An 18,231-nucleotide genomic window follows, 5' to 3' on the forward strand; every position below is an offset into this window, starting at 1 on the left:
GAGACGCGTATAAGAGAGCAACCAAGCTCCATTCACTTAACCTGAATTGCACTCTCGCTTGCAAAAGCACCTAGGAAACTGAATCACCCCTAAAGTCTCGTAGAAGGCTTCAAGTAAGGTATAAAGGAATTATGACTGATCTACTACGCAGTTTGAGTACAGATAACGAATTTGTTGCGCGCCATAATGGTCCCAACTTAACTGATCAAAAAACAATGCTTGAGCGCATCAAGGCAGAGAGCCTAGATGAACTTATTCAACAAACGGTGCCACAACAAATCCGTTTAGAGAAGCCACTGACTCTAGATGCACCACTGAGTGAAGCGGGCATGCTAGAGGAAATGAAGAAGTTTGCTCAGCAAAACCAAGTTAAGCGCACCTTTATCGGCCAAGGTTACTACAACACCTTCACGCCAAACGTAATCCTGCGCAATGTTCTAGAAAATCCAGGTTGGTACACAGCGTACACCCCATACCAGCCAGAGATTTCTCAAGGCCGCCTTGAAGCCCTACTGAACTACCAGCAAATGGTCATCGACCTTACTGGCATGGAAATCGCAAACGCCTCTCTTCTAGATGAAGCGACGGCGGCGGCAGAGGCAATGACTCTGTGTAAGCGTGCAGGTAAAAGTAAGAGCAAGACCTTCTTTGTGGCAAGCGATGTACACCCTCAAACTATCGAAGTAGTTAAGACTCGCGCTGAATACATCGGCTTTGACGTTCTCATTGGCGAACTAGATTCCTTACCTGAGCAAGACGTCTTTGGCGCGCTAGTTCAGTATCCAAACACAACCGGTGATGTACGCGATCTCACAGACATCATCGCGAAAGCACAAGCGAACAAGACGCTTGTTACGGTTGCTACCGACCTTCTTGCATCAACCCTAATCAAGCCTGCGGGAGAGATGGGCGCAGATGTTGTGATTGGTTCAGCTCAGCGCTTTGGCGTACCTATGGGTTACGGCGGTCCTCACGCAGCATTCATGGCGACTCGTGACAAGCACAAGCGTACTATGCCTGGCCGTGTTATTGGCGTATCTATCGATACCAACGGTAACCAAGCACTGCGTATGGCAATGCAAACGCGTGAGCAACACATCCGTCGCGAAAAAGCGACCTCAAACATCTGTACCGCTCAGGCTCTGCTTGCCAACATGGCTGCTTTCTACGCGGTATTCCACGGCAGCGAAGGCCTGAAAACCATCGCGCGTCGCACGCACCACATGACGGCAATTCTAGCTTCTGGCCTAACTCAAGCAGGCTATGAACTGGCTAATAATTCGTTCTTCGATACTATTACCATTAACACTGGCGATAGAACTGAGGCGCTATACGGCGCAGCTCAACGTGACAACATCAACCTGCGTAAGCTAGACGGTAAGCTAGGTGTGAGTTTCGATGAAACGACCACCACAGCTGATATCGTCGCACTATTTAGCGTATTCCAGGTGACAGAGTCTATTGAAGCGCTTAGCGCAGAAGTGGCAAAGAACGAGTTTGCTGCCATTCCAGAAAACTGCCGCCGCGAGTCAGAGTTCCTAACGCACCCTGTGTTCAACACTCACCACAGTGAAACACAGATGATGCGTTACCTTAAACAACTTGAGAACAAAGACTTCTCGCTAACGCACGGCATGATCCCTCTGGGCTCTTGTACCATGAAGCTAAACGCAGCAGCAGAGATGATCCCGGTTACTTGGCCTGAATTTGGTGCTATCCACCCATTCGCGCCTATCGAACAAGCAGCAGGCTACACCGCACTTGCCAAAGATCTTAAAGCCAAGCTTTGCGAAATCACCGGCTACGACGACTTCTCACTGCAGCCAAACTCTGGCGCATCAGGTGAGTACGCAGGCCTAATCGCGATTCAACGCTACCACCAATCACGTGGTGAAGGTCACCGTAACGTCTGTTTGATCCCAAGCTCTGCGCACGGTACTAACCCTGCAACGGCGTCTATGGTGTCGATGAAGGTTGTAGTAGTGAAATGTGATGACGATGGCAACATCGACATGGCAGACCTAGAAGCGAAGATTGAAAAGCACGCTGAGAACCTATCTAGCATCATGATCACCTACCCTTCAACGCACGGTGTGTTTGAAGAGCACGTGAAAGAGGTGTGTGAAAAGATCCACGCTGCTGGCGGTCAAGTGTATCTTGATGGTGCGAACATGAACGCACAAGTTGGTCTGACTACTCCTGGCTTTATCGGCTCGGACGTATCGCACCTTAACCTACACAAAACCTTCTGTATCCCGCACGGTGGTGGTGGCCCAGGTATGGGTCCAATCGGTGTTAAATCTCACTTGGCACCATTCCTGCCAGGTCACATCGAAAATGGCGTACAAGGCTCAGATCACGCAGTCTCTGCTGCAGATATGGGTAGTGCTTCTATCTTGCCTATCTCTTGGGCGTACATCGCAATGATGGGCGAGCAGGGTCTAACCCATGCAACAGAAGTGGCCATCCTGAACGCTAACTACGTGATGGAGCGTCTACTACCTTACTACCCAGTTCTTTACCGTGGTAAGAATGGCCGAGTAGCGCACGAGTGCATCATAGACATTCGCCCTCTTAAAGAAGAGACAGGCATCAGCGAAGAAGATATCGCAAAACGTCTAATGGATTACGGCTTCCACGCGCCAACCATGTCATTCCCAGTTGCGGGTACGCTAATGGTTGAGCCAACAGAGTCTGAAGACCTAGAAGAACTAAACCGCTTCTGTGACGCTATGATTGCCATCCGTAAAGAGATGAACAAGGTACGCGATGGCGAATGGCCACTGGACAACAACCCATTGGTTAACGCACCGCATACCCAAGTAGACCTAGCAAGCAGCGAATGGGATCGCCCATACCCACGTGAGCTAGCCGCTTTCCCATCACGTTCACAGCGTGTATGGAAATACTGGCCAACAGTAAACCGCGTAGACAACGTCTACGGCGACCGCAACCTGATCTGCTCATGCCCGAGCATTGAAGAGTATGTGGAAGAGTAATTAGAGCTTTGAAAAAAGTGAAAGGCGAACCGCTTGGTTCGCCTTTTTTGTTTCTTCAATAGTATGAACACTAACCACTGAAAATCGACTCTGTGCTTTAACCTAAGTTTGTGCAATCTGCTTACGAATAATAAGCAAGGCTCGCCAGTAATTAGTGATACCTCCAAGCAGAAACAGAACACTACCTATGATGTATTGCCAGGCTAGATAACGAAACAGCTGGTAAGAGTCATGGGTTGTGTCGATTGTCCAAAGATAGGGGATGGACGCCACTAGAAATAGCACTGAGCCAGTGACGAAGGTAAGGGCTGTTAGGTTCATTAATTGTAGCGTTACTACTGAGCCCTCATACAAGATCCGGCATACATTAATCACGGCGCCGAAGACGAACAAGCCGCTACCTATGATGAACAACCAAGCCCCTGCGCTCACCAAATCCACTTCTTTGAGAAAGAAAACACTGCCAATAGTGAACAGAAGCGAACCTAAGAAGTAGGCAAAGGAAGCGGTAAACTCTAGCTTTAGTTCACGATTCAGATTGCCGTTGCTTCGTCGGTACGCGTTGACTTCAAGAACGTCGTGCAGGGCAACAATAAGATAGAGAATGGAGCCAATAACAAACAAAATAGCGCCGATATCGACATAGTCCTCAAAGCGAGGTAAGAAGCAGATGCTTCCGAGAATAAAGATTACGCCACCGACTTTGTAGACAATGGCATTCAATGATTCCCAGAAAATCTGCTGTTTAAGTTCCGGGGTTTGATGAACAACATCGTGCATTCTTTGGCGATTGACAAACAAGTGTGGCATACCACTAAACGGCCTTATTGGTTAATACTCTGTAAAGCATAATCAATGTTTGGCAACTGCAGAGGGTTATTTCCACTTTATTTATCAGTATCTTACCCTTACTCCGCTTTCACTCGCTCTGGCTTGCCTTTTTCATGGACACGAAAAACAATAACCGTCACGCCCTCGTCACCTGTTTTGGCTGTATGCACTTGCTTCAGAGGAACCTTGGCTACCTGACCTTTTGTCAGCAATACATCTTGTTTGCCTTTTTGCCAAAGCGTAACGCTCCCTTCAATAATGTAGGCAAACTCCTCTCCTGGATGCCAGTGTTTGGGTAGCGACGTGTTAGGAGGGATGGTGACTCGACTAACAATGACTTCAGTACCTGGTGCGCCCTCTAACAGAGAGGAAAGCAAAGTCTCTGATTTTAACTCCATAGCGAAACTGCTTGTTAAGGAGTGAAACAGGATTCCAAACAATGCTAAGACTTTAATCATAGGCTTCATTGATATGGCCTTGGTCTAAATTAAACACCTTAATGTTATAGACCAAAGAACCGACAAACCCATAGCTAGCATCAATGCATTACAAGTCATCAATACCTGCACTGAATGAAACATCATGCAACCTTTAGTTACTTATCCCGTAATCTGGTTGCAAAGTAGAGCTTGATCACATGAAACGAGTTGAATGGTTCCGAAACCCCGCCAACTGCAAATATAATAATACAAGATATATAAAATGAACTGTCTTCATAGGAACAATCACCATGACACTTCGTAAAACTAAAATACTCGGCCTAGCCACTACCCTACTCTTATCTTCTCAAGCGTTCGCCATCACCTTTGATGACGCGGGCGACAACCGTGGTATTCCTGCTGATTATGCGCAATACCGTCCGATTCTGTCTGAATCAGAATTACAGATCTCTGATCCTGCAGGCAAGAAAGGCAACAAGCTTTACATCGCAACCAACACCGACTTTTCTGGTGTTGTGAACGAAGTATTTTATGTGGACAAAGAATCAGAAGCTTTCGTCTTTAAAATGACGGGCGATCACAAAAGAAACGAGTTGCGTGTTCATAAGAACTTTAACACCTCGCTGCCACATACCTTCTACCATCTAAACGCAAGCATTGAGCCGGTAAACCCAGAAGCTTCCATGAAAGACTCTACGTCTAAGCAAAATGAAATTACCTATCTTCAAGTACACAATAAAGGCGTCACTGTTGATGGTAAAGACAATATTCCTCACCCGCTTCTACGCGTAGTATGGCGTGAAGGCGCTGGTGAAACTGCTGGACACTACTGGGCAGTAATTAAAGACAATGCGCTTATCTGTAAAGGTAAGAAAGGCAAAGAAAACATGGGTAAGCCTGCTTGTAAGTCAGAAAATGCTTACAAACAATACGACCTTGGCAAAGCAAAGGCTGGCGCAACAGATTTCAATATTATCGTTGGCAACAGCACTCTTGTTGTGAACGTGGATGGTGAGCAAAAAGTGAACCACAACATCGACTACTGGAGTCACCTACTCAGCTACTTCAAAGCGGGTGTATACAACCAGTTTACCAATGGCGAAAGCGAAGCTCACTTCTACCAGCTTGAGTATCAAGTAGAGCATAAGTAATAGCGAACACACCCAATATGTGAAAATAAAAAGCCAGAGATCGAGTCGATCTCTGGCTTTTTTATGCAAAGTTACCCATATAGAATAAATATTCAAAAAATACACAACCCATTATTTGTAAAAGATCAAAACCATCATAAATATAATTACAAACAATTAGCAATCTTCAGTTACATTTATAGTTTTATTTTGCTCTCTTGATAGTACAAAGAATAGTGTTTTTAATATAAATGTAGAGTGAGTCACAGTCCAATATAAATTAGCAAGGCATCTTGTACGTGTAGCATAACCATATATAAAGGATTTAGATTGTGCCATCAAATACGTGCCAGCAGATTAATCCAGACTTACATTTAGATAGCCTATCTGTGCTTAAGTTGTTGTCTTTAAAGCCGATGGGAGTAATCACACTCGATGAATTGGAGTTCTTCATCTATCACACAGTGTGCGAAAAGGTAGACACCTTGCTTAACCTATTAGAGTTTAATCAGTGTATCCTGATTGATGGTGAAAATATTCATCTGACCGATATTGGTTTAGAGCATCTAGAGGCAAATGGTTAATAATATATTTTACTAATGGTATAAACGGAGTATCGATTAGTCACTACAATATATAATATGGGAATAATGGTTATTCCATTTATTCATATTCATCTTGCTATCAAGATCACTTTCATTACATTCCATATGGGGCACATTAACGGCAAAGAAAAATAACTAAAATAAAGGACTACAGTTATGCAATCCAATCTTTGCTCCCAACTACATTCATCTCTTCACACAGATAGCCTTACCATGCTTAGATTCCTTACTCTGCAGCCTATGGGTTCGTGTTATTTTGAGGAAATGAATGCTTCAATCACGGATTACCTAAACGAGCCGTTAGATAGAGTATTGAATACGCTAGAAAGTAGCGAGTGCATTCGCTTTGAAGATAGTCGTATTGCATTGACCGACTACGGCCTAGATTACGTCGAAATGAACAATTAAAGTTTTAAGCTGACAGCATGTCTCTTGAGCACAACTCGGACTTTAGGGTATCGGGCATCTGTTTCTATAACAGGTTCCCGATAAAAGCCTTCGGGAACGACGTTAATTGATCGCATGAAAGTTAGGCTGGCAGTTATTCGCTGTCAGATTAAAACTCTTTAGTGACATTCTATCCAGTATCTAGCCAAAGGATTTGGATAAACCTTACCAAATACAACGTTTTCTAGCTGTCCGCCATTGGCTTCGATGACTTTGCGTGACGCCATATTGTCTTCATCCGCCACAACCAGAGCCTTAGATAGCCCTATCGCTTTGGCTTTTAATAAGGCTTTCTTTAGCATCAATGTGCCATAGCCCTCGCCACGATATTCAGGGGCTATGTCGTAGCCAATATGCCCTGCTTCTAACGCGAGTAGTTCAGTATCGATGTTATGGCGTACTCGAATAGCACCATAGATGTTCTTCTGCGCATCAACCAGCCAAAAATGACTGCATTGCACATAATCTTCTACAAGATTAATGCCCATAGCTTCATCTTTCAGGCACTGAATGTAGGCTTTGAAATTCAGCACACCCTCTAGGTAATAATCAGAGTTGATCTCATCGTTGGCTGCGAAATCTTCATAAAATCGAGCAAACGATGATTCAAATTCCAGCGAGGGCTCTATTAGCTGCATATGCCGATCTCCAAACTAATCCAAAGGGGAGTTTACTCTGATAAATTACGAGCAAATTTTTGTGCGACGGTGGTGAATACTGTTAGCTCTTCGTCGCTTAGGTCTTGCTTCATTCTTGTTTGGATAGATTGCTGAGCTGCATCAATTTGCTCACTCAGTAAAATGCCCTGCTCTGTCAATGATAGGAATTGGCTACGCTTGTCTTCAGGGTTAGGAGACTTCACGATCCACTCGTTCCCAATCATCTCTTTCACCAAGCGTGCGACTTGCGCTTTGTCTCTAGAAAAGTGCTGAACAATATCGTTGGCTGTGCATTGGTCCCGTTGTCTGATGAAGGCTAAACAGCGAACATGCATTCCATTCAAACCAAGATCATTCGCTTGCAGCTCAGCACGTATCGCGTGCCTATATGATTGTACGAGTTGAAAGATCGTATCAGAGATTAGGTTCTTATCCATTGATTTACCATAAAGATTAGATAACAGTGCTTAGATTAACTGTATCATAGTTGAACTTATCAACCAGGTAAATCTGAAACCAATGAAAGAAGTTAAGCAGGTATGGAGGAGGGTCGAGAACGAAAAGAGTCTTTATTCTACGACGATATACTGAACAACTGCATCGTCAAGAAGACCAGACTTATCAATAGAGTCAAAATCGAGTACCTGCCCCAAGATCAAGGCGACCTTGATCACTATCGTAGCGATCGTTAGCACCAAAACAGCTCGATTCAAGCTCAGTTTTGCAAGGCTTTTACGCACTATCTCTTCAGAAACGTGGTTCTTCTGGGCAGACCAAATTGTCTTTCTTAGCGAATCCATCGATTTTGTAGCAGCCACAGCTAGTACTACTAGCAAAAGCACACTCAAAAAATCGAAAAAAATAGGCCAAGACAAAATATTTCTCCAGACGGAATAATCTATACAACGGAATAGAATTATAATAATACAATTCAACGAATACCGTGGTCAGATTCACATTTCTGGTTATTACTTAATTACCAAAACACCAAATTGCGTGACACAAATCACAATTTAATGAAACTTATGTAATTAACTTTCAGTATTTAATTACATAAACAAAATCTACCACATCATAATGGCTAAGCCCATGCAAATTGTCATGCTTGAGTGAAAGTGCCGAATCGCCCCATGATTTTATCCCTTAAAGATGACAGTTTTATTGAATCCCAATAAAAAAGGGCCCAGAGAAAAGTCCTCTGAGCCCTTAATTACGAGTCTTTAGTCGCGTTACTCTTTGGACGATTTCTCCAATCGCTTCTCCCAATAGGTTGCACCTTTAATACCCAACTTGATTGGATCAAAGGTGTACACAGTAACACCGCGCTTTTGCTGCTCTTCGTAATCTCTTAGAGCCTTAAGTGCGGGTTTAGACATAAAGAAGATAATCAGAATGCCGATGATGTTCAACCACGCCATCAAACCCACACCAATATCACCCATCGCCCAAGCAAGGTTTGCGGTTTTCACCGTGCCATAGAAGGTTGCTGAGATAATAACCAACTTAAGGATAAACATCAGACCATCGACCTTGAAGGTACGGCGTATGTAAGCAATGTTTGTTTCAGCAATGTAGTAGTAAGCCAAGATAGTAGTAAAGGCAAAGAAGAACAGCGCTACCGCGATAAACGGCTTACCTATGCCAGGCAGGGCGCTATCAATCGCAAGCTGAGTAAATACTGGGCCATTTGCACCAATGCTTGCCGAAAGGTTCTGTATAACAAAGACTCCCTCTCCTGCACCGTGAACGTTGTACATACCCGTAATTAGGATCATAAATGCCGTAGCAGAACAAACCAGCAGTGTATCAATATAGATAGAGAACGATTGAACTAGACCTTGCTGTGCAGGGTGCGCCACGTTAGCTGCTGCTGCCGCATGTGGGCCAGTACCTTGACCTGCTTCATTTGAGTAAACACCACGCTTAACGCCCCAACCAATAGCAGCACCAAAGCCAGCCATCGGAGTAAAGGCATCACCTACAATCATCGCAAAAATACGAGGCACTTCAGTGATGTGAAGCAGGATGATGACAAACGCCGTCAAGATGTAGGCCAGAGCCATGAAAGGAACAACAATCTGAGTAAAGTGAGCAATACGTTTAACACCACCAAAGATGATAAAGCCAAGCACTATCGCAATAAAGGTACCGGTCAGAACCTTAGCGAAACTGAACGTACCCATAGCGGTTTCAATCGCTGGGCCAGAGCCAAACGCCGCTTCAACCGCATTACCGATACTGTTTGATTGCACGCCAGGAAGCAGTACACCACAGGCAAAGATAGTCGCGATAGCAAAGATCCACGCATACCATTTCTGACCCATGGCCTTTTCAATGTAGTAAGCAGGGCCGCCACGGAATTGTCCTTCATCTTCCTCTTTATAGATTTGAGCAAGAGTCGATTCCGCATACGCGGTTGCAGCGCCAAAGAAGGCAACAACCCACATCCAGAATACTGCGCCAGGGCCACCAAAACCGATAGCGGCGGCGACGCCAGCAATGTTACCTGTACCTACGCGACCAGAAAGCGAAACCGCTAGCGCCTGAAATGATGAAATGCCTTTTTCCGAACTTTTGCCTGATAGCAGCAAACGCCACATCTCAAAGAAATGACGAATTTGTACAAAGCGCGTCAAGATGGAATAAAACAGACCTGCACCTAAGCAGAGGTAGATAAGAAAGGGGCTCCAAATGATCCCATTCAGAAAATCCACAAATTCTTGCATAATCAACTTCCCTATTGAATTTAAATTCTTTCGGAACAGTATCTTACTTGTAAGCTTGTTGTTAAAGGGTTTGTGCAAAAATAGACAGTAACGAGATATAAATCACACTTAACACACAAATAATGCACTAAAGAATGTTTATATTTAACCTCAATACATTTCATATCCAGCATAAACGGTGCATAAAACTCCAATATCCCATCAATTATTGAATCAATGTTCTTACCTCTATTCGTCCCCATGCTCAAATTCATACAATGCTTAGGGTCTGTTGACCTAATGTCTGGCTAAGAAAATATAGTGGCGAGACACTCTTCTGTATGAGATTCAAAAGGAACTAGGTATGAGCCGCCTAATTATCGGTGCACTTATTGCTTCTTCGTTGGCGGGATGTGCCAGTATGACACCGGAGCAATGTCAATCTGCAAATTGGCATGATGTCGGTTATCAAGATGGGAAAGAGGGCAATGACCCTAGTATTGTTAACGATTATGCGAAAGATTGCTTAGAGGCGAATGTCGTTGTTAACCAATCCCAGTGGCAACAAGGGTTTAAACAAGGCACAGAAGTTTATTGCTCCGCTGACAACGGCTACAAAGTGGGCTCTGAAGGCCGCACCTACTACAACGTCTGCCACAACGAACAGTTCTTGAGAAATTACCAATTAGGTAAAAAAGAGTATCAACGTCAACAAAGACTGATGAGCTTGGATTCACAAATCGCGGAACTAGACAGCCAAATGGAAGCGACCTCAGACACTAAGAAATACAACAAGCTGCGAAATCGTCGCAAGGATTTAGCTCATGAACGCTCGCAGCTGCTCAATCCCGACATCAGCATCAATCTGAAGTTTTGATTTCAAACTCTAGCGAGCTTTTATAGATAGCGTTAAATCAAACTCAGCCATGGGCTTATCACCATGTAAATCAGGACAAATAGCTGTAATGCGCACGTCCTGATTTACACGCTCACCCGTCGTTAGCGTCTGTTCAAGCATTTCATCAATCAAGCGACCATCACGACAGATAAAGTGAACATCACTTTCAGGGCGCATCAAAAACTCGGCCTTCAGACCCTTGAAGGCCAATGAGATCTTTCGCCCTTGATTTTGCGCCTTCATTGCCGCCATAAAGCCACCAGCAACATCAGCCCCCATAACGAGCGCGCCAATATACATACTGTTTAAATGATTCTTTGTGCGACGTTTTAGAGGGATCTTGATCTCGACCATCTCTTCGTCCATCGCCAAAATTTTGGGGCGACTCAGCCACAACAAAGGGACTTTACTAAACCCAAAATAGCTAAGGTATAAGTTGGCTTTCTTAAGCGTAGAGAGCATTCACTGTACCGTTCAATCAACTAGTCGTACCAGTTAATCAATGTAGCGATGAATTGTCAAAGAGTTGTTACGAAAGATGTTACAGAGGAGCCGTAAAGCCATTAAAGCTCAACGACGCAAACAAGAAGTGCACCCTCGACAGGCCGAGCGAGTGGATGGTTCTAGTCGCCCTCGCTGAATTTTGCAGTAAGCGTTTCTTAGTACTCGTCGGGCAGCAAACCAATCCTCAGGCTTTGCCAAAAGTAGGTATCCATTAAAGCGTTTGAACAGAGGCACGCGATATTCCTCAACAAATCGACGGTCAAAATCCACCTCAAAATACTCGAACACTTGTTCAAGGGAGGTGAAGGACGCTAATTTTTGTTGGATATCACTAAAGCTCATACACGATCAATAACGGGATTTTACCGGATTTTACCGCAAAGTCAGCGCTTAGTCTCTGCCAAAGCTTACGCCGAGTATTCAGTGTATACTCAGGGCTTATTCCAAACCTTAAATGGCAACTCAATAACATGATCGTATTAACAACCAACCTTGGCGAAATAACCATAGAGCTCAACCTGGAAAAAGCGCCAGTGAGTAGCAAAAATTTCCTGAGATACTGCGAGGAAGGCTTCTTTGAAGGGACCATTTTTCACCGCGTGATTGACGGCTTTATGATTCAAGGTGGCGGGCATACTGAGAACCTGTTAGAAAAGCCTTCTCACGATCCTATTGTCAATGAGGCTAACCGCGGACTAAAGAACGTTATCGGCTCTGTTGCGATGGCACGCACCGACGCACCGCACTCTGCTACATCACAGTTTTTTATTAATCTAGATAACAACGACTTTCTGGACTTCACCGCCACCAACAATCAAGGCTGGGGCTACGCCGTATTCGGTCAAGTTACTGCAGGCATGGATGTAGTGAATGCTATTGCAAAAGTGAAAACACACTCAAAGTTTGGGCTTGATGATTTGCCGGTAGACCCTATCACTATAGAGAAAGTCACTATCTTATAAGGCGTTAAAACTTGTAGGTTAGAGGGCAGATTTCTGTGCTACCTATGGTAAGAACATAGACCTCGCCTAACACATCATAGGAGCAAAGCTTGCTGAACCCTGAGGTTTGCTCCTGTTTGAAAAATCCCGTCTTTTGCGCATTTTCTGTGGGGGGGTGAAGTTTTGGCGTCACATCAAACTCATGAGTCAACGGGCACATATCTGTAGCGCCAATATTTAGGCTATGCGTCTCACCAAGCACATCGTAAAAACACACCTTAACGAAGGCTTGCGAATCCTCATTTTGCAAAAACCCTGCCGTTGCTTGCGCGGAAGTTGGCGCTAGCAAGAACGAAGCTACAAATATGAATAGGCTAAATTGTCGCTTCATAGGTATCCCGCCTTAGATTTACAGTGACTCAATTTCGATATTTTCACGAATGTAAGTCGGCACCTCTAACATATCTTCAATAGATAACGTCTGATTAGAGTCGCAACCAACAATCTCACTCAACTCATCAAAGCTTATACCAAACAGACGTGAAGCCGTCATGAGTCCTCTTATAAACTGTTTGTTCTCCCGCTTCTTCTGCCATTGCGTAGATGGGATGGCCAAATACTGCTGATACTCCTCGCTAAGAAGATCCAGAAACGCTTGCTTATTATTCATCGCCTCTCCAATAAAGCACTCTTTCTCTTAAGAACCTCTATCTTATTGAAATATATCGAGAGATAACCTTGTCGCATCCACAAAGATCATCAAATAGTAAAAATATCACTTAATAAACCTGATGGCGCAAATTGGTAAGCATTATTTTAAACTATCGATATACTTCTCCTCGTCCCTGATATCAGTAATTACACAGCAACATATCACAGGTGCCAGAGACACGATTTAAATAGCTACCAATGAGCAACACACTTTAATTTTCTTTTTGTAGTGGACATTAAAATCTCAACTACAAGTTCGATAGCAAGCCTCGCTTCAATATCGGATAAATTAGTTTGAGAGTGATGTCACCAAATGGCTATTTATTAAGATCTAATCTGATTATTATTCACTGGTTTTCAAAGTTCATAGGGTTTACTAAATGAAAAAGTTTGGCTTAAAAGTATTAGGTATGGCAGCACTGGCAGCATCACTAACTGGCTGTATTGGTAGCAACGCAGTTACAGGTTATGTAATGAAGTTTAACCTTGAAGTGGTAGACAACCGTTATGCTCGTGGTGGTGTAAACATGCTTCTTGCTCCAGTATACGCCCTTACGGTTGCTGTGGATTCTCTTGTATTCAACTCAATCGAATTCTGGTCTGGCAAGAACCCTATCAATGGTAAGCCACACATCTTTGATTCAAAAACAAAGACCATGTACAACATGAACGATGACTTAGATCCATCACTTACTGAAGCGCCAATCGATCCAATCACAATGCGTGAAGTTGAGTCTTCTTCGTTCGAAGCTATCGATGAAAACACAATCGAAATGCACGTCACTTACAACAATGGCGACAAGTCTGTTGTAACGGGTGTTCGTGACGGCGAGAACGTTAACTACTACGTTGATGGCGAGCTAGTTTCTCAAACCACTATGACTCAGCTAGAAACTCTGGCTAGCGAAAAAGCGTAATCATTCGTTCGCAAATCTGAATCGTTAACTTATTAAACTGCCCGATATTATGTATCGGGCATTTTTTGTTTTTGGTAATAGGCTTTGGGAATGAGAAGCTAGGATTGGGCGCTAAATGGCAAATTTGGAATAGCACTAATAGATTCTTCTTCTGTCTTTGGGATTCATCAGTTACCTAATTATATCGTGCACAAAGCAAGTACCTAGATCTCCGATAGGATCACTCGGAGATGACGATTCTTCCTGCCACTCGGTAGTAATACACCACTCCGCCACTCGCTGAGTACACAAAAAAGACGTCATGTTCTAGTGTTCCTATCGGGCATCTATCACTCTTATCGCGAATACATTGACTCTAACCCGATGACGACTATCTTCATTACTAGATAACAATATAGACGGAGGTTACATGAGAAAGGGACTACTAGGTTTATTCATCACGCTCTTAATGAGCTTTACCGCCCATGCCAACAACGGGCTTATTTCCATTAAAAGCTCACACGATGTATCCACCACTGCTGATAAGCTTATTGCCACGTTAAAAGAAAAAAACATGACCACCTTTGCTCGCATCAAGCATTCTGATGCGGCAGAAAATATGGGTATAGAGCTTCGCCCTACAGAGTTAATTTTATTTGGTAACCCTAAAGTCGGCTCGCCCTTAATGGCTTGCCAACAGAGTGTGGGTATCGATCTTCCGCAAAAAGCTCTGATTTCCGAGGATGAGCATGGATTAGTTTGGTTTACCTATAACGACCCGAACTACCTTAAAGAGAGACATAACATTACAGGCTGTGATGAGGTACTCGCTAAGATAGCGAAGGCGTTGAATATGTTTGCTACTAAGGCTACCCAGCCTTAAAGGTGCGCCATGCTGGCGAACACTTGAATGCCAGCCCAGTAGTATCTTAGAGTGCACATAACCAAGCCCGAACTATCCAAGATTCCAGCTCAAGGCTGGAATGACGGACTGTTCGGCATTGCTACACCTTCCCCTATTAACTGTCATGCTGGCGAACGCTGGAATGCCAGCCCAGCAGCATCTTAGAGTGCACATAGCCAAATCCGAACCACCCAAGCTCAAGGCCGGAATGATGGACTATTCGGCATTGCTACCTCAGTAACCACAGCGACTGAATTACAGCCACACCAGTCGCAATAATCGCCAAGCTTTTCCAAAACATTAATGGCTCACGCTTTAATAGCGGGGCCTTTTTTGCTTGTCTAACTAGCTTTTGATTTGGGGTTGAGAGATCCACAAGAAAATCACCGAGCACTTGATACCGGCTATTCGGACTTGCCTGAGTCGCCTTGCGAAACACCAAGTCCAGCCATGAGGGAATATCTTCACGAAACTGAGTGATGGGACGATAGTGCCATTTATGATGCCTCGCCGTTTGCGCGACTTGTGCTGAGATAGGCTTGTACGGCAGTTCCCCGCACAGCATTTCATAGCCAATCACCGCCACAGAAAACAGGTCAGATACCGTTGTTGCCTCTCCGGTATCTATACTCTCAGGCGCAATATAGTTTACAGCGCCCAATGGCTCACTCTCTTGATGATTATGATTGATTTCATCCAGACCTAGCGCTTTCACTGCCCCAAAATCAATCAATTTTATCTTGCCCGAATCTGTCACCATGATATTTTCAGGCTTTAGATCACGATGCACCATGTCCGCTCTTTGCAGCACCCGCACCGCTTTTACGATCTCTTCTAAAACAGTGCGCACTTCGCTGAGTGATGGGGTTGGATTGTCGTACATCCACTGCCTTAAGGTAATGCCATCCACCCACTCGCAAAGCTGATAAACAAATTTTGAATCGTTGGGGGTTGGGTAGACTCGCATAACCCGTTCACTTTTTAGCTGACTACCCACCCAAAATTCATTCGCCAGATGATTAAGGTGTTCCGTATCTTCGCTATAGGTCAGCGAAGGCGCTTTTAACACTCTTAATTCGCCGCTATTCTCATCAAGCACCTGATATACATGGCTTCTTGGCCCAGCGTATAAGACTTTTTGCACCAAGAAATGATCTATTCGATTCCCTTCTTTGAGAGCAGGAGGCACCGCGCGAGACAAGAGCTTCGCTTGGTGTTCAAGTAGTGATTGCTGTGGGAGGGAATCTACGTCCAGCAATAAGCAAGTGGCATTATCGGCGCTACCCTGCTCAATGGCCTCGCTACTGATTTTATTACTGAGCGTTTCTTTGTCTTCTATTTCACGCAGATATTTCGACAATTGCTCTTCAATGAAAGCATCGTGAACCCCGTCAGAGGTCAGAATAAAACGATCCCCCGTCTGCAATTCGACCATCTGATAATCCACATCCAATCGATTATCCATGCCTAATGCGCGAGTGAGGTGGGGATTTTGGCCGAAGTTGACCCTTTGGTGATCTCGAGTGAGTAATTTTAAGGTGTTATCTCGAAGCCGATAGATGCGTGTATCGCCAACATGAAAGAGATGCGCGGTATTTGATTTGAATATGACTGCGCTGAATGTGGTCACAAACCCGTTGTGTTTGAGGCTTTGTTTGAGTCCTTCTTCAAACAACCAGTTGTTCATAGAGGTGAGGATTTTGCTGGCGCAGTGTTGGATACTCCAACTATCAGGGGTAGCGTAGTAGTCAGCAACAAACTGCATTACCGCGGTATGACTCGCCTTCTGACTATTGTCACTGCAACTGGCACCATCTGCGATGCATGCAACCGCTCCCTTGTGCTCCAGCTCGTAGCGTTGCTGTGGAACCTTAACTAAAAATGCATCTTGGTTTTCATCGCGCACCCCTTTCAGTGAACATCCACCGAAGCTTAAGCTCAATCTTGACTGCGTGATGCCTTCCTGTGCCTGCATTCTTATCTCCATCCTTGAAACTAGACAAGCCCTGCAAAGCAGGGCTTAAGTTCTATACTATCAATACTAGTTCGATACCTTGATTAAGGTAACGCTACCATCTTCGTTCACCTCAGCAATCTTACCGCTTGGCTCTTCCATAAAGATTAGCGTAACAAACCCAAGTACCGCGGTTGCTGCAATCACATAGAAGAAGGTTTGGTAATCAACAAACGATAGGATAGTTAAATAAGTTACCGCGCCCACGTTACCGTATGCACCCGTCATACCGGCAATCTGACCTGTCATGCGACGTTTAATCAAAGGTACTGTTGCAAATACAGCCCCTTCACCCGCTTGCACGAAGAATGAACACAACATAGCTGCCGCTACTGCCAGCCATACTGGCCATTGACTGCCCACTTGACCCATTAGGAAGTAACCCACAGCAAGACCAGCAGTTAGGATAAGTAGCGTAGGTTTGCGACCAAACTTATCAGAAATCCAACCACCACCAGGGCGTGACATCAAGTTCATAAAGGCATAAGCCGAAGCCACCATACCCGCTAGCACAGGGGTTAACTCAAAGGTCTCAGCAAAGAATAGCGGCAGCATAGACACTACAGCCAACTCAGAACCAAAGGTCGCAAAGTACAACACATTAAGCACTGCTACTTGTTTGAACTTGTACTGGTGCATCTCAGGTACAGGCTCTTTAAACACCTTCTTGTTTACCTTCCATACCTGGCTTAATTCAACTAGATACAATGCAAACAGGCCTGCATAGATGGAAGTAACCACAGTATCTGACAGCATGCTGATACCACTTGAAGACATCTTCCAAGTAAGCAAAGCAAGTACCGCGTACATAGGAATCTTCATGATTAGCAGTAAGAAGAAGTCGCCTTTCGAGGTTACTTCCATCGCTGTTAGATGCTTTGGTTTAAAGTAGGTAGAGCCTTTAGGTGTATCAGAAACGGAGCGATAAAAGATGACAGAGAACACCAAGCTCATTAAACCAGTAACTGCAACAGCGTAACGCCAGCCCTCATCGCCGCCGAACAATAGTGCTAGAGTCGGTAGAGAGAACGCGGCAGCTGCTGAACCGAAGTTACCCCAACCACCGTAGATGCCTTCAGCGGTACCCAGTTCATCGTGTGGGAACCACTCCGATACAAGGCGAATACCGATTACAAAGCCTGCACCGATGAAGCCGAGCAAGAAGCGAGCGATAGCCGCCTGCACAAAGTTATCGGCAAAAGCAAACATGAAACAAGGGATAGAACAAACTGCAAGCAGTGCTGAATAAACCTTACGCGGGCCGAATTTATCGGTAAACATACCTATGACGACACGCGCCGGAATGGTCAAAGCCACGTTGAGGATCAAGAGCATTTTTACTTCTTGAGTACTCAATCCGAGGGTTTCTTTTACCATTTGTAGAAGTGGTGCAAAGTTAAACCACACCACAAAGGTGATGAAAAAAGCCATCCAACTAAGATGTAGAATCTTCATCTTGCCGGTAAATGAAAACAGAGAGAACTTACTGTTATCCATAATATAATTCCTTTTTTTGTATTCCTTCACTCGAGCGACAATTCGCTGCC

At 44.5% G+C, this 18,231-nt stretch carries 21 protein-coding genes; 9 read left to right on the top strand and 12 right to left on the bottom strand.

What is annotated here, in order from left to right:
• The first annotated feature begins 131 nt into the window (after positions 1 to 131).
• Positions 132 to 2,999: an aminomethyl-transferring glycine dehydrogenase gene (gene gcvP / locus OCU35_RS18190; protein ID WP_102542350.1), complete on the top strand. Its 2,868-nt coding sequence runs from the start codon at positions 132 to 134 to the stop codon at positions 2,997 to 2,999.
• 102 nt (positions 3,000 to 3,101) lie between these two features.
• Here the strand turns inward: gcvP and OCU35_RS18195 are convergent, their stop codons facing one another.
• Together OCU35_RS18195 and OCU35_RS18200 are read right to left on the bottom strand one after the other, a co-directional pair.
• A complete protein-coding gene (locus tag OCU35_RS18195; RefSeq protein ID WP_261826154.1) occupies positions 3,102 to 3,809 on the bottom strand; it encodes a YrhK family protein in 708 nt (235 codons plus the stop codon).
• Positions 3,810 to 3,907: 98 nt separating this feature from the next.
• Positions 3,908 to 4,228 carry a cupin domain-containing protein gene (locus OCU35_RS18200; protein ID WP_237334540.1) on the bottom strand — a complete coding sequence of 107 codons (321 nt, stop codon included), beginning with the start codon at positions 4,226 to 4,228 and terminating at the stop codon, positions 3,908 to 3,910.
• Positions 4,229 to 4,560: 332 nt separating this feature from the next.
• Between OCU35_RS18200 and OCU35_RS18205 the strand changes: the two genes are divergently transcribed.
• The 3 genes from OCU35_RS18205 (at position 4,561) to OCU35_RS18215 (ending at position 6,413) form a co-directional block, all read left to right on the top strand.
• Entirely contained in the window at positions 4,561 to 5,421 is an 861-nt protein-coding gene (locus OCU35_RS18205; protein ID WP_261826155.1) for a polysaccharide lyase family 7 protein, read from the top strand.
• A 311-nt stretch (positions 5,422 to 5,732) separates the two neighbouring features.
• On the top strand, positions 5,733 to 5,984 hold the full coding sequence (locus OCU35_RS18210; RefSeq protein WP_102430940.1) for a hypothetical protein: 252 nt from the start codon (positions 5,733 to 5,735) through the stop codon (positions 5,982 to 5,984).
• A 177-nt stretch (positions 5,985 to 6,161) separates the two neighbouring features.
• Positions 6,162 to 6,413, top strand: a complete 252-nt coding sequence (locus OCU35_RS18215; protein ID WP_017031897.1) for a hypothetical protein — start codon at positions 6,162 to 6,164, stop codon at positions 6,411 to 6,413.
• 158 nt (positions 6,414 to 6,571) lie between these two features.
• On the opposite strand, the gene OCU35_RS18220 is transcribed toward OCU35_RS18215, so the two are convergent.
• From OCU35_RS18220 to OCU35_RS18235, 4 genes are all read right to left on the bottom strand, one after another.
• Complete coding sequence (locus tag OCU35_RS18220; protein ID WP_017031896.1) at positions 6,572 to 7,090, bottom strand: GNAT family N-acetyltransferase; 519 nt, start codon at positions 7,088 to 7,090, stop codon at positions 6,572 to 6,574.
• 32 nt (positions 7,091 to 7,122) lie between these two features.
• Positions 7,123 to 7,548, bottom strand: coding sequence for a MarR family winged helix-turn-helix transcriptional regulator (locus OCU35_RS18225; protein WP_017028606.1), 426 nt, complete (start codon positions 7,546 to 7,548; stop codon positions 7,123 to 7,125).
• A gap of 132 nt (positions 7,549 to 7,680) precedes the next feature.
• Positions 7,681 to 7,953 carry a hypothetical protein gene (locus OCU35_RS18230; protein WP_237334551.1) on the bottom strand — a complete coding sequence of 91 codons (273 nt, stop codon included), beginning with the start codon at positions 7,951 to 7,953 and terminating at the stop codon, positions 7,681 to 7,683.
• 387 nt (positions 7,954 to 8,340) lie between these two features.
• Positions 8,341 to 9,837, bottom strand: a complete 1,497-nt coding sequence (locus OCU35_RS18235; protein WP_261826156.1) for an alanine/glycine:cation symporter family protein — start codon at positions 9,835 to 9,837, stop codon at positions 8,341 to 8,343.
• A gap of 343 nt (positions 9,838 to 10,180) precedes the next feature.
• Here OCU35_RS18235 and OCU35_RS18240 point away from each other — a divergent pair, with 343 nt between their 5' ends.
• Entirely contained in the window at positions 10,181 to 10,693 is a 513-nt protein-coding gene (locus OCU35_RS18240) for a DUF2799 domain-containing protein (RefSeq protein ID WP_261826157.1), read from the top strand.
• 9 nt (positions 10,694 to 10,702) lie between these two features.
• Here OCU35_RS18240 and OCU35_RS18245 read toward each other — a convergent pair whose 3' ends face one another.
• Together OCU35_RS18245 and OCU35_RS18250 are read right to left on the bottom strand one after the other, a co-directional pair.
• On the bottom strand, positions 10,703 to 11,176 hold the full coding sequence (locus OCU35_RS18245) for a DUF4442 domain-containing protein (protein WP_261826158.1): 474 nt from the start codon (positions 11,174 to 11,176) through the stop codon (positions 10,703 to 10,705).
• A 108-nt stretch (positions 11,177 to 11,284) separates the two neighbouring features.
• On the bottom strand, positions 11,285 to 11,560 hold the full coding sequence (locus OCU35_RS18250) for a nitrogenase-stabilizing/protective protein NifW (RefSeq protein WP_082961379.1): 276 nt from the start codon (positions 11,558 to 11,560) through the stop codon (positions 11,285 to 11,287).
• Between the two features lie 128 nt (positions 11,561 to 11,688).
• Here OCU35_RS18250 and OCU35_RS18255 point away from each other — a divergent pair, with 128 nt between their 5' ends.
• Positions 11,689 to 12,180, top strand: a complete 492-nt coding sequence (locus tag OCU35_RS18255) for a peptidylprolyl isomerase (protein ID WP_017031891.1) — start codon at positions 11,689 to 11,691, stop codon at positions 12,178 to 12,180.
• A 4-nt stretch (positions 12,181 to 12,184) separates the two neighbouring features.
• Here OCU35_RS18255 and OCU35_RS18260 read toward each other — a convergent pair whose 3' ends face one another.
• Both OCU35_RS18260 and OCU35_RS18265 read right to left on the bottom strand, forming a co-directional pair.
• A complete protein-coding gene (locus tag OCU35_RS18260) occupies positions 12,185 to 12,550 on the bottom strand; it encodes a hypothetical protein (RefSeq protein WP_261826159.1) in 366 nt (121 codons plus the stop codon).
• A gap of 18 nt (positions 12,551 to 12,568) precedes the next feature.
• The gene (locus tag OCU35_RS18265; RefSeq protein ID WP_261826160.1) at positions 12,569 to 12,829 is read right to left on the bottom strand and encodes a hypothetical protein; all 261 of its coding nucleotides are present in this window, start codon (positions 12,827 to 12,829) and stop codon (positions 12,569 to 12,571) included.
• 421 nt (positions 12,830 to 13,250) lie between these two features.
• Between OCU35_RS18265 and OCU35_RS18270 the strand changes: the two genes are divergently transcribed.
• From OCU35_RS18270 to OCU35_RS18280, 3 genes are all read left to right on the top strand, one after another.
• Positions 13,251 to 13,787 (top strand): DUF3332 family protein, encoded by a 537-nt coding sequence (locus OCU35_RS18270; protein ID WP_102380602.1) that lies wholly within the window; start codon positions 13,251 to 13,253, stop codon positions 13,785 to 13,787.
• 409 nt (positions 13,788 to 14,196) lie between these two features.
• Positions 14,197 to 14,649, top strand: coding sequence for a DUF302 domain-containing protein (locus OCU35_RS18275; RefSeq protein ID WP_261826161.1), 453 nt, complete (start codon positions 14,197 to 14,199; stop codon positions 14,647 to 14,649).
• A gap of 51 nt (positions 14,650 to 14,700) precedes the next feature.
• The gene (locus OCU35_RS18280; protein ID WP_261826162.1) at positions 14,701 to 14,835 is read left to right on the top strand and encodes a hypothetical protein; all 135 of its coding nucleotides are present in this window, start codon (positions 14,701 to 14,703) and stop codon (positions 14,833 to 14,835) included.
• 64 nt (positions 14,836 to 14,899) lie between these two features.
• Here the strand turns inward: OCU35_RS18280 and OCU35_RS18285 are convergent, their stop codons facing one another.
• Both OCU35_RS18285 and OCU35_RS18290 read right to left on the bottom strand, forming a co-directional pair.
• Positions 14,900 to 16,657, bottom strand: coding sequence for a protein kinase domain-containing protein (locus tag OCU35_RS18285; RefSeq protein ID WP_435433573.1), 1,758 nt, complete (start codon positions 16,655 to 16,657; stop codon positions 14,900 to 14,902).
• A gap of 54 nt (positions 16,658 to 16,711) precedes the next feature.
• On the bottom strand, positions 16,712 to 18,181 hold the full coding sequence (locus tag OCU35_RS18290) for a NarK family nitrate/nitrite MFS transporter (RefSeq protein ID WP_017028595.1): 1,470 nt from the start codon (positions 18,179 to 18,181) through the stop codon (positions 16,712 to 16,714).
• Between the last annotated feature and the right edge of the window lie 50 nt (positions 18,182 to 18,231).

This window comes from Vibrio breoganii, from assembly GCF_024346795.1.
Lineage (GTDB): Bacteria > Pseudomonadota > Gammaproteobacteria > Enterobacterales > Vibrionaceae > Vibrio > Vibrio breoganii.

Bases quoted from the DNA above. Each gene is read 5' to 3' on its own strand.
- gcvP (WP_102542350.1), top strand. From the start codon at position 132: ATGACTGATCTACTACGCAGTTTGAGTACAGATAACGAATTTGTTGCG.
- OCU35_RS18195 (WP_261826154.1), bottom strand. From the start codon at position 3,809: ATGCCACACTTGTTTGTCAATCGCCAAAGAATGCACGATGTTGTTCAT.
- OCU35_RS18200 (WP_237334540.1), bottom strand. From the start codon at position 4,228: ATGGAGTTAAAATCAGAGACTTTGCTTTCCTCTCTGTTAGAGGGCGCA.
- OCU35_RS18205 (WP_261826155.1), top strand. From the start codon at position 4,561: ATGACACTTCGTAAAACTAAAATACTCGGCCTAGCCACTACCCTACTC.
- OCU35_RS18215 (WP_017031897.1), top strand. From the start codon at position 6,162: ATGCAATCCAATCTTTGCTCCCAACTACATTCATCTCTTCACACAGAT.
- OCU35_RS18220 (WP_017031896.1), bottom strand. From the start codon at position 7,090: ATGCAGCTAATAGAGCCCTCGCTGGAATTTGAATCATCGTTTGCTCGA.
- OCU35_RS18225 (WP_017028606.1), bottom strand. From the start codon at position 7,548: ATGGATAAGAACCTAATCTCTGATACGATCTTTCAACTCGTACAATCA.
- OCU35_RS18235 (WP_261826156.1), bottom strand. From the start codon at position 9,837: ATGCAAGAATTTGTGGATTTTCTGAATGGGATCATTTGGAGCCCCTTT.
- OCU35_RS18240 (WP_261826157.1), top strand. From the start codon at position 10,181: ATGAGCCGCCTAATTATCGGTGCACTTATTGCTTCTTCGTTGGCGGGA.
- OCU35_RS18245 (WP_261826158.1), bottom strand. From the start codon at position 11,176: ATGCTCTCTACGCTTAAGAAAGCCAACTTATACCTTAGCTATTTTGGG.
- OCU35_RS18250 (WP_082961379.1), bottom strand. From the start codon at position 11,560: ATGAGCTTTAGTGATATCCAACAAAAATTAGCGTCCTTCACCTCCCTT.
- OCU35_RS18255 (WP_017031891.1), top strand. From the start codon at position 11,689: ATGATCGTATTAACAACCAACCTTGGCGAAATAACCATAGAGCTCAAC.
- OCU35_RS18260 (WP_261826159.1), bottom strand. From the start codon at position 12,550: ATGAAGCGACAATTTAGCCTATTCATATTTGTAGCTTCGTTCTTGCTA.
- OCU35_RS18265 (WP_261826160.1), bottom strand. From the start codon at position 12,829: ATGAATAATAAGCAAGCGTTTCTGGATCTTCTTAGCGAGGAGTATCAG.
- OCU35_RS18270 (WP_102380602.1), top strand. From the start codon at position 13,251: ATGAAAAAGTTTGGCTTAAAAGTATTAGGTATGGCAGCACTGGCAGCA.
- OCU35_RS18275 (WP_261826161.1), top strand. From the start codon at position 14,197: ATGAGAAAGGGACTACTAGGTTTATTCATCACGCTCTTAATGAGCTTT.
- OCU35_RS18285 (WP_435433573.1), bottom strand. From the start codon at position 16,657: ATGGAGATAAGAATGCAGGCACAGGAAGGCATCACGCAGTCAAGATTG.
- OCU35_RS18290 (WP_017028595.1), bottom strand. From the start codon at position 18,181: ATGGATAACAGTAAGTTCTCTCTGTTTTCATTTACCGGCAAGATGAAG.